This is a genomic window from Enterobacter sp. DN (genome assembly GCF_046054285.1).
Lineage (GTDB): Bacteria > Pseudomonadota > Gammaproteobacteria > Enterobacterales > Enterobacteriaceae > Enterobacter > Enterobacter hormaechei_C.
The window spans coordinates 248,016-260,053 of record NZ_JBJJTG010000004.1; the positions used below are offsets into that span (position 1 = coordinate 248,016).

Consider the following 12,038-nt stretch of genomic DNA (forward strand, 5'->3'; position numbering starts at 1 on the left):
CCGCGGGCGAAATAAAAACGATTCTGGAAAAGCCGGTGAGTGACCTGAGCGCTCACGTTTAGCGGCCGACATTAACTATGGTAAAGGAGAGGCTTATGTTTCGTTGGGGCATTATATTTCTGGTTATCGCGTTAATTGCCGCCGCATTGGGCTTTGGTGGACTGGCGGGTACCGCGGCATGGGCAGCGAAAATTGTCTTCGTCGTCGGTATTATTCTGTTCCTGGTCAGCCTGTTTACGGGTCGACGTCGCCCGTAGCAAACGCAATATTTACTAAACAAACTCAAGCCAGTCCTCGTGACTGGCTTTTTCTCGTTTGAGAACCACCGGGGAAGTGCGTTACTGTGTCTCATCAAAATAATGAAAACAGGAAGGCAGAGGTGGGGCAACGAATTCCCGTTACGCTCGGCAATATTGCGCCGCTGACGTTAAAACCGTTTCATGCAGGCCAGCTTGCGCTGGTCTGTGAAGGGGGAGGGCAGCGCGGTATCTTTACCGCCGGCGTGCTTGACGAATTTATGCGCGCACAATTCAACCCGTTCGATCTCTATTTCGGCACCTCTGCCGGGGCGCAGAACCTCTCCGCCTATGTCTGCAACCAGCCCGGCTATGCGCGCAAAGTGATTATGCGCTACACCACCTCCAAAGAATTCTTCAATCCGGTACGCTTCGTACGCGGCGGGAACCTGATCGATCTCGACTGGTTACTGGATGCCACCTCCAGCCAGATGCCGCTGGCCATGGATACCGCGTCACGTCTGTTCGATACCGGCAAAGAGTTCTGGATGTGCGCCAGCCGTGGCGATGACTATTCGCCGGGTTACTTTTCGCCGCAGAAAGAGAACTGGCTGGATATCATCCGCGCGTCCAGCGCGATCCCGGGATTCTACCGCACCGGCGCCCTGCTGGAGGGGATAAGCTATCTTGACGGCGGTATCAGCGACGCGGTGCCGGTACAGGAGGCGGCGCGGCGCGGGGCAAAAACCATTGTGGTGATCCGCACGGTGCCTTCGCAGATGTATTACACCCCACAGTGGTTTAAGCGGATGGAACGCTGGCTGGGCGACAGCAGCCTGCAACCGCTGGTGAATATCGCGAAGCAGCATGAAACCACCTACGGCGCGATGCAGCGTTTTATTGAAAAACCACCGGGCAAGCTGCGCATCTTTGAAATTTATCCGCCTAAACCGCTGTTGAGCATGGCGCTGGGCAGTCGGCTGCCTGCGTTGCGTATGGATTACAAAACGGGGCGGCTGTGCGGGCGTTACTTCCTGGCGACCGTCGGGAAAATGCTGGCGGAGCAACCGCCTCTTCATCGGCATAAAAGCATCATTTTGCCGCCTGCCGTTGTGGCCAATGACGCGGTGGCGATGCCGCTGGTGGACGCGCCGCAGGCCAACGATGGCTTACTCGATAACGAGGATCTGGCGTGACGCACTGCTTTATCGATACCCATTGCCACTTTGATTTCCCGCCGTTTAGCGGGGAGGAAACATCAAGTATTGCGCGCGCGGCTCAGGCCGGTGTGAGAGCCATTATTGTGCCCGCTATTGAAGCGGCGAGATTCGACAAAGTTCTGGCGCTTGCCCGGGAGCACGATGCGCTGTATGCCGCGCTGGGTCTGCATCCGATCGTTATTGAGCACCATCTTGATGACCATCTCGACAGGCTGGATGCCACGCTGCAAAATGCGGATACGAAGCTGGTTGCCATCGGTGAGATCGGCCTCGATCTCTATCGTGAAGATCCGCAGTTTGAGCGCCAGCAGACGATCCTGGATGCGCAGCTCCGGCTGGCAAAGCGCCACGATCTGCCGGTGATCCTCCACTCCAGACGTACCCATGACAAACTGGCGATGCACCTGAAGCGTATCGACGTGCCGCGCAGGGGCGTGGTCCATGGTTTCGCTGGAAGCCTTCAGCAGGCGCAGCGTTTTATTGAGCTGGGCTATAAGATTGGCGTCGGTGGCACCATGACCTATCCGCGTGCCAGCAAAACCCGTGATGTGATGGCGCAGCTCCCGCTGACCTCGCTCCTGCTGGAAACGGATGCGCCTGACATGCCGCTGAATGGTTTTCAGGGCCAGCCCAACCGCCCGGAGCAGGCGGCGCGCGTTTTTGATGTGCTGTGTGAGCTGCGTCAGGAGCCTGAAGATGTGATTGCCAGCGCGCTGCTGGAAAACACCCGCGCGGTCTTCGGCATCACGCTATAAATAAAGGGCCGGGCGGATCACCGTGATCTGCTGCCGTTCCAGGGCCTGCGCCAGCGGCTCGATGTCCTCCGGCGTGGCGCTCCGCCATCGCGCCGCCTCCCCGTAAACCCCATGAGCATGAAACGCGTTGATCCGCACAGGAACGTTCCCCAACGCGTGGATAAAAGCGGTCAGCGATGGCAGATGGTGCAGATAATCACACCGAGCGGGGATCACCAGCAGGCGCAGCTCCGTCAGGCGATGACGATCGGCCAGCCAGCGGATGCTCTGCTTGATCTGCGTGTTTTCGCGCCCGGTCAGAAAACGGTGATGTTCATTGCCCCAGGCTTTCAGATCCACCATCGCGCCGTCAAACACCGGTAACAGCTTTTGCCAGCCGGTTTCGCTTAACAGGCCGTTGCTGTCCACCAGGCACGTCAGATGGCGCAGGGACGGATCGGCTTTGATCGCGGTGAACAGCGCAACCAAAAACGGCAGCTGCGTGGTGGCCTCACCCCCGCTGACGGTCACGCCCTCAATAAACGGCGCGGACGTGCGAACCCGGGAGAGGATCTCCTCGACGCTATAGCGCTGCGCCATCGGCGTCGCCTGCTGCTGACACAGGTGCAGACAGGTGTCGCACTGCTGACAGTGACTCTCCTGCCACCAGACGCGCCCGGCCTGAATTGCCAGCGCATCATGAGGACAGTGGGGAACACAGTCGCCGCAGTCGTTGCAGCGCCCTATCGTCCACGGGTTGTGGCAGGTTTTGCAGCGCAGGTTACAGCCCTGGAGGAACAACGCCAGGCGGCTGCCCGGCCCGTCAACGCAGGAGAAGGATATGACCTGACTAACTAAAGCGCATCTGCTGTTCATGGCTTATCACGCGCGGCTGACGTTCCAGAATACGGGTATTGCGCGCGGCCTCCTCGCCGAGCCAGGTGGTGTTGGTGCGCGAGCCGGCCTCCCGGTATTTCTCCAGATCGGAGAGCCGCACCATATACCCGGTGACGCGCACCAGGTCGTTTCCGGCTACATTCGCGGTGAACTCACGCATACCGGCGTTGAACGCCCCCAGGCACAGCTGCACCACAGCCTGAGGATTGCGTTTAACCGTTTCCTCCAGGGTGAGAATATCGCTGATCCCCGAATGATAGTGTTTATGATGCGGCGCCACGGCCAGCAGGTGGCTGACAGGGTCCGGTTCGTCGCCGTACGGCAGACGTGCGCCCGGCGTGGTGCCAGAATCGGAACTGATCCCAGACTGGGCATGCAGCATCGCGCGGTGCTGCCAGCCGTGTTTCACCGGCGTGTTTTCAACAAACGCCGCAAGCTGTTCACTGATGCGGTAGCCCAGCGCATTGGCGTGTTCGTTCTTACCGTAACGTCCCGTAATGCCTGCTTTCTCGCACAGCACATTCACCGCTTCGGCCAGACCGTACATGCCAAACATCGGCACAAAGCGATCGGCATCAATCAGCCCCTCTTTCACCAGGAAGCTATTCTCAAAGAAGCCGGATTGTTCATATAGAAAATCGCAGCGCGCATTGATGATCGCGATTTGTTGCTGGCAGTAGTGGGGAAGGGTACGGGTGAAAAAGTCTTCCGGTGAGCGGCTGTGTTCCGCAATCGCTTTCAGGTTAAGGCGCACCAGCGTGCTGCCGCCGCCCGCCAGCGGCAGGGAGTTGTAACAGCTCACCACGCCATAGCGACCTTTTGTGAAAATTTTATCATTCACCGGGCCATTAGAAATATGCGGTTTACTACATTCACAAATGTTTTCCGCCACGCTCAGCAGCAGATCGCTGGGGGTTACATCCGGGTCGTAGATAAAGGTCAGGTTCGGCGCAACCTGCTTCAGTTCGGCATCCGCGCGAAGGATGGCTCGGGTGACAGGCGTATCCGCCGGGCCGATATTGGCATGCATAAACGCATCGGGCAGGGTTCTGTCCAGGTAACGCCAGAAACGTTTTATTCGGCTATCGATTTCATCCTGTGTTAGAATTTTAACATAGGGGCTGAGTATCTCATCGAGCTGGCCCAGATAGACCGGCATCGATGTGACGGACGGAACATGGTGATAAAGGATAGTGAGCAGCGAGAGGGCATCATCCAGATCTTTCGCCCCTTCCAGCTCCAGCCATTCTGAGCCGTTAGCCAGAAATTTAGCGTAGTCCGGCAGCACGTAGCGCGGTTTGTAAGGCGCATGGCCTTCGAACATGTCGCAGATGAATCCCTCGTCCAGCGCGGCCCGGGCCGCCTCTGGCAGAGCGGGATAGGGCAGATTGTTCTCTGCTTCCAGCGCCAGAAAATGACGTTTTTGTTCCGGGGTTAACACCGGGCTGGTCACAATGTGCTGGCAACGTTGTTGCAGGGCGTCGGGCATGTTCACTTCCTTGGTTGTTCTGCGGATAGTGAACGAATTGTAGGAAGCCAGCCTGGTGGCGCTTTTGATCAGACAGGGGATATCGCCGATTTAGTCAGCAATTAACGCACTAAAATTTGAAGAAGATCTCATTACAGTAATGCAAATTTGCACACAGTTTTCATTAACTGTGATGAATGTCGAAGTGTGGATGCGGGTGAATGTTAGAATACTCACAGACCCGCAAGGTAAAATTTATACGGCACTGCCGTTGGAGAATGTTATGACCGATTTAACTGCAAGCAGCCTGCGCGCGTTGAAACTGATGGACCTGACCACCCTGAACGATGACGACACCAATGAAAAAGTCATCGCCCTGTGCCATCAGGCGAAAACGCCAGTGGGTAACACCGCCGCCGTCTGTATCTATCCGCGCTTTATCCCGATTGCCCGCAAAACGCTGAAAGAGCAGGGCACGCCGGACGTGCGCATTGCCACCGTAACCAACTTCCCGCACGGCAATGACGATATCGACATCGCGCTGGCAGAAACCCGCGCGGCGATTGCGTACGGCGCAGACGAAGTTGACGTGGTATTCCCGTACCGCGCGCTGATCGCCGGCAACGAGCAGGTCGGTTTTGACCTGGTGAAAGCCTGTAAAGACGCGTGTGCGGCGGCAAACGTGCTGCTTAAAGTGATCATCGAAACCGGCGAGCTGAAAGAAGAGGCGCTGATTCGTAAAGCGTCTGAAATCTCTATCAAAGCGGGCGCGGATTTCATTAAAACCTCTACCGGTAAAGTGCCGGTCAACGCTACCCCGGAAAGCGCACGCATCATGATGGAAGTCATCCGTGATATGGGCGTGTCCAAAACCGTTGGCTTCAAACCGGCGGGCGGCGTGCGTACCGCGGAAGACGCGCAGCAGTTCCTGGCGATTGCCGACGAGCTGTTCGGCGCCGACTGGGCTGATTCCCGCCACTACCGCTTCGGCGCGTCCAGCCTGCTGGCCAGCTTGCTGAAAGCGCTGGGTCACGGTGACGGTAAGAGCGCAAGCAGCTACTAAGTTGAATTGCCGGGTGGCGCTACGCTAACCCGGCCTACAGGATCGTAGGGCGGGTCAACATATCCGCCGCCATTCACCCGATTCCGCATGGAGGTTACCGTGTTTCTCGCACAAGAAATTATTCGTAAAAAACGTGATGGTCATGCATTAAGCGACGAAGAAATCCGCTTTTTTATCAATGGCATTCGTGATAACACCATCTCTGAAGGGCAGATTGCGGCTCTGGCGATGACCATTTTCTTCCACGATATGTCGATGCCTGAGCGCGTGTCGCTGACCATGGCGATGCGAGATTCAGGAACCGTTCTGGACTGGAAAAGCCTCAACCTTAACGGCCCAATTGTGGACAAACACTCCACCGGCGGCGTGGGCGACGTGACGTCTCTGATGCTCGGCCCAATGGTGGCGGCCTGTGGCGGTTACATCCCGATGATTTCCGGGCGCGGCCTGGGTCATACCGGCGGTACGCTCGACAAACTGGAAGCCATTCCGGGCTTCGATATCTTCCCGGATGACAACCGCTTCCGCGACATTATTAAAGACGTTGGCGTGGCGATTATCGGCCAGACCAGCTCTCTTGCTCCGGCTGACAAGCGTTTCTACGCGACGCGTGACATTACCGCGACCGTAGACTCCATCCCGCTGATCACCGCCTCTATCCTTGCCAAAAAACTGGCGGAAGGTCTGGATGCGCTGGTGATGGATGTGAAAGTGGGCAGCGGCGCGTTTATGCCAACCTATGAACTCTCTGAGGCGCTGGCCGAAGCGATCGTTGGCGTCTCCAACGGCGCGGGCGTGCGCACCACTGCACTGCTGACGGACATGAACCAGGTGCTGGCCTCCAGCGCCGGTAACGCGGTTGAAGTCCGTGAGGCCGTGCAGTTCCTCACAGGCGAATACCGTAACCCGCGCCTGTTCGATGTCACCATGGCGCTGTGCGTTGAGATGTTAATCTCCGGCAAGCTGGCCAAAGACGACGCGGAAGCCCGCGCGAAGCTTCAGGCGGTGCTGGACAACGGCAAAGCGGCGGAGATCTTTGGTCGGATGGTGGCGGCGCAGAAAGGCCCGACCGACTTCGTGGAAAACTACGCGAAATACCTGCCCACCGCGATGCTCAGCAAAGCGGTCTATGCGGACAGCGAAGGCTTTGTCTCGGCTATGGATACCCGCGCGCTCGGCATGGCTGTTGTGTCTATGGGCGGCGGTCGTCGTCAGGCATCGGACACCATTGATTACAGCGTCGGCTTTACCGATATGGCCCGTCTGGGCGACAGCGTTGACGGCCAACGTCCGCTGGCGGTGATCCACGCTAAAGATGAAGCCAGCTGGCAGGACGCGGCGAAAGCGGTGAAGGCGGCAATATCTCTTGACGATAAAGCACCGGAAACCACACCGACGGTCTATCGTCGTATCACTGAATAGCGGTATACTGATCTGATCGCATTTTTATGAAGCACTAAGTACGGAGAACAATTATGAAACGTGCATTTATTATGGTGCTGGACTCATTCGGCATCGGCGCAACCGAAGATGCAGAACGATTTGGTGACGTGGGTTCCGATACCCTGGGTCACATCGCGGAAGCCTGTGCAAAAGGCGAAGCGGACAACGGTCGTAAAGGCCCTCTGAACCTGCCAAACCTGACCCGTCTGGGGCTGGTAAAAGCGCATGAAGGCTCTACCGGTAAGATCGCAGCCGGTATGGACGGTAACGCGGAAGTGGTGGGCGCCTACGCGTGGGCGCACGAGCTCTCTTCCGGGAAAGATACTCCGTCCGGTCACTGGGAAATTGCCGGCGTGCCGGTGCTGTTTGACTGGGGTTACTTTTCCGATCACGAGAACAGCTTCCCGCAGGAGCTGCTCGATAAGCTGGTGAAGCGCGCCAACCTGCCGGGCTACCTCGGCAACTGCCACTCTTCCGGTACCGTGATTCTGGATCAGCTCGGCGAAGAGCATATGAAAACCGGCAAGCCGATTTTCTATACCTCTGCTGACTCCGTGTTCCAGATCGCCTGCCATGAAGAGACGTTTGGCCTGGATAAACTGTACGAGCTGTGCGAGATCGCCCGTGAAGAGCTGACCGAAGGCGGCTACAACATTGGCCGCGTTATCGCGCGTCCGTTTATCGGCGACAAAGCGGGTAACTTCCAGCGTACCGGCAACCGTCACGATCTGGCCGTGGAGCCACCGGCGCCGACCGTGCTGCAAAAACTCGTCGACGAGAAAGACGGCCACGTGGTTTCCGTGGGTAAAATCGCGGACATTTACGCCAACTGCGGCATTACCAAAAAGGTCAAAGCGACCGGTCTGGATGCGCTGTTCGACGCCACCATCAAAGAGATGAAAGAAGCGGGCGATAAGACCATTGTCTTCACCAACTTCGTGGACTTCGACTCCTCCTGGGGCCACCGTCGCGACGTCGCCGGGTATGCTGCGGGTCTGGAGCTGTTTGACCGCCGTCTGCCAGAGCTGATGGAGCTGGTGGGGGAAGATGACATTCTGATCCTGACCGCTGACCATGGCTGTGACCCGACCTGGACCGGTACCGACCACACCCGTGAGCACATTCCGGTGCTGGTGTACGGCCCGAAAGTCAAACCGGGCTCGCTGGGTCACCGTGAGACCTTCGCGGACATCGGCCAGACGATTGCGAAATACTTTGGTACGTCTGACATGGAATATGGCAAGGCTATGTTCTAAACGGATTGGGTGCGGCCTGATGCCCTCACCCCGGCCCTCTCCCACCGGGAGAGGGAGAAACAGAATGTAGGCCGGGTAAGGCGTAGCCGCCACCCGGCAAAAACAACAATGTAAAAGGAACTGAAGATGGCAACTCCTCACATTAATGCAGAAATGGGTGATTTCGCTGACGTCGTATTGATGCCGGGCGACCCGCTGCGCGCGAAGCACATTGCAGAAACCTTCCTCGAAGACGTGCGTGAAGTGAACAACGTGCGCGGCATGCTGGGCTTCACCGGCACCTATAAAGGCCGCAAAATCTCCGTGATGGGTCACGGCATGGGTATCCCATCCTGCTCCATCTACACCAAAGAGCTGATCACCGATTTCGGCGTGAAGAAAATCATCCGTGTCGGCTCCTGCGGCGCAGTGCGCATGGACGTTAAGCTGCGTGACGTGGTGATCGGCATGGGCGCGTGCACCGACTCTAAAGTCAACCGCATTCGCTTTAAAGATCATGATTTTGCAGCCATCGCTGACTTTGACATGGTGCGTAACGCGGTTGACGCGGCAAAAGCGCTGGGCGTTGACGCGCGCGTGGGCAACCTGTTCTCTGCCGATCTGTTCTACTCGCCAGAAGGCGACATGTTCGACGTGATGGAAAAATACGGCATTCTGGGCGTGGAAATGGAAGCGGCCGGTATCTACGGCGTGGCGGCTGAATTCGGTGCGAAAGCGCTGACCATCTGCACCGTGTCTGACCACATCCGTACCCACGAGCAGACTACCGCTGCCGAGCGTCAGACCACCTTCAACGACATGATCAAAATCGCGCTGGAATCCGTTCTGCTCGGCGATAAAGAGTAATACCTGTTGTGCCGGGTGGCGGCTTCGCCTGACCCGGCCAGCGGTTTTACAGGCCCGCTAAGCAGAGCGCCAGCGGGCTTTTTTATTAGCGTACTGCCTGCGCAATCCACGCCGATAACTCCCGCAACTCTTGTTCCTGTTCCGGAAAATCAACACGTAACGCGTCACACTCCTGTTGCAGCATATCTGCCCGATAGAGACAGCCCTGCAAACGTGCAGCCAGCGCTTCTAACGGTGCCGGATTAAGACTATCCGTAAATACCTGAGTACGAGAGATATGGCCTTTCTCGACGTCAAAGTGCAGCTCAACGCCGCCCCAGGTAAATCGCTCATCCAGCAGGTGTGAAAACGCCGGTGCCTGACCGAAATTCCACTCCCAGCTGCTCTGGCGGGCGAAGGTTTCCGCGAAGTTTGGCAGATCCGGGGTTTTATCCGGAGAAATCACCTCGGCTTCTACGCGTTCACCGTAATGCCTGAAAAAGGCCTCGCGGATCGCATCGCAAATGCGTTCATGGGTAATCCCCGGCAGGAGCTCCACCAGATTCGCCACGCGACCGCGCACGGAGGTAATTCCCTTAGCCTGGAGCTTTTTCTTGTCCGGATTCAGATAGTTTGCCAGACGGCTCAGATCGGCATTCAGCAATAATGTGCCGTGGTGGAATCCGCGATCCATCGTTTCGCGGTAGGCTGAGCCTGACACTTTCCGGTCGCCTTCAGGCGTTTTCACGACCAGATCGTTACGTCCCGAGGCTTCAGCCGTCACGCCGAGTGAATTGAGCGCGTTAAGCACAATGGAGGTCGAGATGGTTTTGTCGTATTCCGGCTTGCCCGCCATAAAGGTAAAGCAGGTGTTGCCCAGATCGTGAAACACCGCACCGCCGCCGCTGCTGCGGCGCGCCAGGCGGACGTTGTCCTCTTCCATACGGCGGGTGTTACACTCTTTCCACGGATTTTGCGCGCGACCAATAACGACCGTATCGGCGTTGCGCCAGAGAAACAGGACGCGCTGGGTGGCAGGCATCTGGCGGAAGATGCACTCTTCCACCGCCAGGTTAAACCAGGGATCGTAAGAGTCAGAGATTAGCAGGCGTAACGTCGACATGGCAGATTTCCTTTTCCGAATCATCCGCCTACTTTATCATTATTCTTTCTTCTCGCTCTCTTCCTCTTCGGGAACCGACTTGCTGGCGGTTAACAGGAACGGCGACTGCTGCCAGCGGGTGCGTTTGCCCTGGAGCAGCGTGCGCGCCAGTACCACGCCAATCGCCAGCGAGAGCAGCAGCATCAGGCGCAAAATATTGGTGGTGTTATCCACCTGTTTGGCTTCGGTTGGCAGGGTGTGGGTGTCGAGTGTCAGACGTAAATAGCCGAGCGGACCATTCTTGCCCTGAATGGGTTCGACGATTTGTTGGTTGAAATAACCCCCGGCTTTTTTGCCATCCAGCGCCAGCCTGTCGCGCACGTCGACATGCTCACCCGCGCGGGCAATCAGGTCGCCCTGTTCATCGTACACGCCCGCATCCAGAATGCGGCTGTTTTCCGTAAGCTGGCGCAATACCTGGGCTATTCGCTTATCATCCGGCGTTTCGGTGCGCATAGACGGCGCAACGTTGAGCGTCACCTGGCGCGCCAGCGTCCGGGCCAGTTCCTCAAACTGCGGGTTACGCTGTCGTTGGTGATTCTGGCTAAACCAGGATGCCCCCTGCATCAGCGCCACTAATAGTGCGAGACAGATCAGGACAATCACGGCGCGATGAAGCCGGAATTTCAGTTTTGCGCGAGCCATATTCCACCTGCTTAAAATTTACGGCTTAATGTTGCCAGAAGTGATGGTTACAGGGTAGCCTCATGCGTTATTTTCCCTCTGGAACCTTCCGGCGCGAACGAAATTACAGGAGCTTCAATGCCGAACATTACCTGGTGCGACCTGCCAACGGATGTCTCTTTATGGCCAGGATTGCCGCTCTCTTTAAGTGGCGATGAGGTGATGCCTCTCGATTACCACGCTGGCCGTAGCGGCTGGCTGCTGTACGGACGCGGCCTGGATAAGCAACGCCTCACCCAGTATCAAACCAAACTGGGCGCAGCGATGGTCATCGTTGCGGCCTGGTGCGTGGAAGATTATCAGGTTATTCGCCTGGCGGGTTCCCTGACGCAGCGCGCCACGCGTCTGGCGCACGACGCCGGGCTGGACGTTGCCCCCCTGGGCAAAATTCCGCACCTGAAAACGCCCGGCCTGCTGGTAATGGACATGGACTCCACCGCCATTCAGATCGAATGTATTGACGAGATTGCTAAACTGGCGGGCAGCGGCGAGCTGGTGGCGGAAGTCACCGAGCGCGCGATGCGCGGCGAGCTGGATTTCACCGCCAGCCTGAGACAGCGCGTGGCGACCCTGAAGGGGGCCGATGCTAACATTTTGCGTCAGGTGCGCGATGAACTGCCCCTGATGCCTGGGCTGACGCAGCTGGTGCTCAAGCTGGAGACGCTCGGCTGGAAAGTGGCGATTGCCTCCGGCGGGTTCACCTTCTTTGCCGACTACCTGCGTGACAAGCTGCGTCTGACCACCGTGGTGGCAAACGAGCTGGAGATCATGGACGGCAAACTCACCGGACAGGTCATCGGCGACATCGTGGATGCGCAGTACAAAGCCAATACGCTGACGCGTCTGGCGGAGAAATATGCCATTCCGGTCGAGCAGACCGTCGCCATCGGCGATGGCGCGAACGATCTGCCGATGATCAAAGTTGCCGGGCTGGGTATTGCCTACCATGCCAAGCCGAAAGTGAATGAAAAGACGGAAGTCACTATCCGTCATGCTGATCTGATGGGGGTGTTCTGCATTCTCTCCGGCAGCATTAATCAAAAATAGCGG

General features: G+C 57.4%; 12 protein-coding genes. 8 read left to right on the forward strand and 4 right to left on the reverse strand.

Annotated features, from left to right (window positions below; translation table 11 throughout):
- Positions 1 to 95: 95 nt before the first annotated feature.
- The 3 genes from ACJTMZ_RS12090 to ACJTMZ_RS12100 all read left to right on the forward strand — a co-directional run bounded on the left by ACJTMZ_RS12090 (position 96) and on the right by ACJTMZ_RS12100 (position 2,211).
- Positions 96 to 257: a DUF1328 domain-containing protein gene (locus tag ACJTMZ_RS12090; protein WP_003856556.1), complete on the forward strand. Its 162-nt coding sequence runs from the start codon at positions 96 to 98 to the stop codon at positions 255 to 257.
- 122 nt (positions 258 to 379) lie between these two features.
- Positions 380 to 1,432: a patatin family protein gene (locus tag ACJTMZ_RS12095; RefSeq protein ID WP_003856550.1), complete on the forward strand. Its 1,053-nt coding sequence runs from the start codon at positions 380 to 382 to the stop codon at positions 1,430 to 1,432.
- A complete protein-coding gene (locus ACJTMZ_RS12100; RefSeq protein WP_017383834.1) occupies positions 1,429 to 2,211 on the forward strand; it encodes a metal-dependent hydrolase in 783 nt (260 codons plus the stop codon). The genes ACJTMZ_RS12095 and ACJTMZ_RS12100 overlap by 4 nt, the downstream gene beginning before the upstream one ends.
- On the opposite strand, the gene ACJTMZ_RS12105 is transcribed toward ACJTMZ_RS12100, so the two are convergent.
- Both ACJTMZ_RS12105 and ACJTMZ_RS12110 read right to left on the reverse strand, forming a co-directional pair.
- Positions 2,206 to 3,066, reverse strand: a complete 861-nt coding sequence (locus ACJTMZ_RS12105) for a YjjW family glycine radical enzyme activase (RefSeq protein ID WP_023303052.1) — start codon at positions 3,064 to 3,066, stop codon at positions 2,206 to 2,208. The two genes, ACJTMZ_RS12100 and ACJTMZ_RS12105, sit on opposite strands and share 6 nt — an antisense overlap.
- On the reverse strand, positions 3,041 to 4,576 hold the full coding sequence (locus ACJTMZ_RS12110; protein ID WP_252010798.1) for a YjjI family glycine radical enzyme: 1,536 nt from the start codon (positions 4,574 to 4,576) through the stop codon (positions 3,041 to 3,043). The genes ACJTMZ_RS12105 and ACJTMZ_RS12110 overlap by 26 nt, the downstream gene beginning before the upstream one ends.
- Before the next feature lie 262 nt (positions 4,577 to 4,838).
- Here ACJTMZ_RS12110 and deoC point away from each other — a divergent pair, with 262 nt between their 5' ends.
- The 4 genes from deoC (at position 4,839) to deoD (ending at position 9,163) form a co-directional block, all read left to right on the forward strand.
- Positions 4,839 to 5,618 (forward strand): deoxyribose-phosphate aldolase, encoded by a 780-nt coding sequence (gene deoC / locus ACJTMZ_RS12115; RefSeq protein ID WP_023303054.1) that lies wholly within the window; start codon positions 4,839 to 4,841, stop codon positions 5,616 to 5,618.
- Between the two features lie 99 nt (positions 5,619 to 5,717).
- Positions 5,718 to 7,040 (forward strand): thymidine phosphorylase, encoded by a 1,323-nt coding sequence (deoA, locus tag ACJTMZ_RS12120; RefSeq protein ID WP_017383831.1) that lies wholly within the window; start codon positions 5,718 to 5,720, stop codon positions 7,038 to 7,040.
- Positions 7,041 to 7,093: 53 nt separating this feature from the next.
- Entirely contained in the window at positions 7,094 to 8,317 is a 1,224-nt protein-coding gene (gene deoB / locus ACJTMZ_RS12125; RefSeq protein WP_003856540.1) for a phosphopentomutase, read from the forward strand.
- A gap of 126 nt (positions 8,318 to 8,443) precedes the next feature.
- Positions 8,444 to 9,163: a purine-nucleoside phosphorylase gene (deoD, locus tag ACJTMZ_RS12130; protein ID WP_003856538.1), complete on the forward strand. Its 720-nt coding sequence runs from the start codon at positions 8,444 to 8,446 to the stop codon at positions 9,161 to 9,163.
- Between the two features lie 85 nt (positions 9,164 to 9,248).
- Here the strand turns inward: deoD and lplA are convergent, their stop codons facing one another.
- Both lplA and ACJTMZ_RS12140 read right to left on the reverse strand, forming a co-directional pair.
- Complete coding sequence (gene lplA / locus ACJTMZ_RS12135; RefSeq protein WP_015572614.1) at positions 9,249 to 10,265, reverse strand: lipoate--protein ligase LplA; 1,017 nt, start codon at positions 10,263 to 10,265, stop codon at positions 9,249 to 9,251.
- Between the two features lie 39 nt (positions 10,266 to 10,304).
- Positions 10,305 to 10,949: a YtjB family periplasmic protein gene (locus ACJTMZ_RS12140; protein WP_015572615.1), complete on the reverse strand. Its 645-nt coding sequence runs from the start codon at positions 10,947 to 10,949 to the stop codon at positions 10,305 to 10,307.
- 117 nt (positions 10,950 to 11,066) lie between these two features.
- Here ACJTMZ_RS12140 and serB point away from each other — a divergent pair, with 117 nt between their 5' ends.
- Entirely contained in the window at positions 11,067 to 12,035 is a 969-nt protein-coding gene (serB, locus tag ACJTMZ_RS12145; protein WP_003856524.1) for a phosphoserine phosphatase, read from the forward strand.
- The last annotated feature ends 3 nt before the right edge of the window (positions 12,036 to 12,038 follow it).

Coding starts and splice junctions, on each gene's coding strand:
- ACJTMZ_RS12090 (WP_003856556.1), top strand. CDS start 96: ATGTTTCGTTGGGGCATTATATTTCTGGTTATCGCGTTAATTGCCGCC.
- ACJTMZ_RS12105 (WP_023303052.1), bottom strand. CDS start 3,066: ATGAACAGCAGATGCGCTTTAGTTAGTCAGGTCATATCCTTCTCCTGC.
- ACJTMZ_RS12110 (WP_252010798.1), bottom strand. CDS start 4,576: ATGCCCGACGCCCTGCAACAACGTTGCCAGCACATTGTGACCAGCCCG.
- deoC (WP_023303054.1), top strand. CDS start 4,839: ATGACCGATTTAACTGCAAGCAGCCTGCGCGCGTTGAAACTGATGGAC.
- deoB (WP_003856540.1), top strand. CDS start 7,094: ATGAAACGTGCATTTATTATGGTGCTGGACTCATTCGGCATCGGCGCA.
- deoD (WP_003856538.1), top strand. CDS start 8,444: ATGGCAACTCCTCACATTAATGCAGAAATGGGTGATTTCGCTGACGTC.
- lplA (WP_015572614.1), bottom strand. CDS start 10,265: ATGTCGACGTTACGCCTGCTAATCTCTGACTCTTACGATCCCTGGTTT.
- ACJTMZ_RS12140 (WP_015572615.1), bottom strand. CDS start 10,949: ATGGCTCGCGCAAAACTGAAATTCCGGCTTCATCGCGCCGTGATTGTC.
- serB (WP_003856524.1), top strand. CDS start 11,067: ATGCCGAACATTACCTGGTGCGACCTGCCAACGGATGTCTCTTTATGG.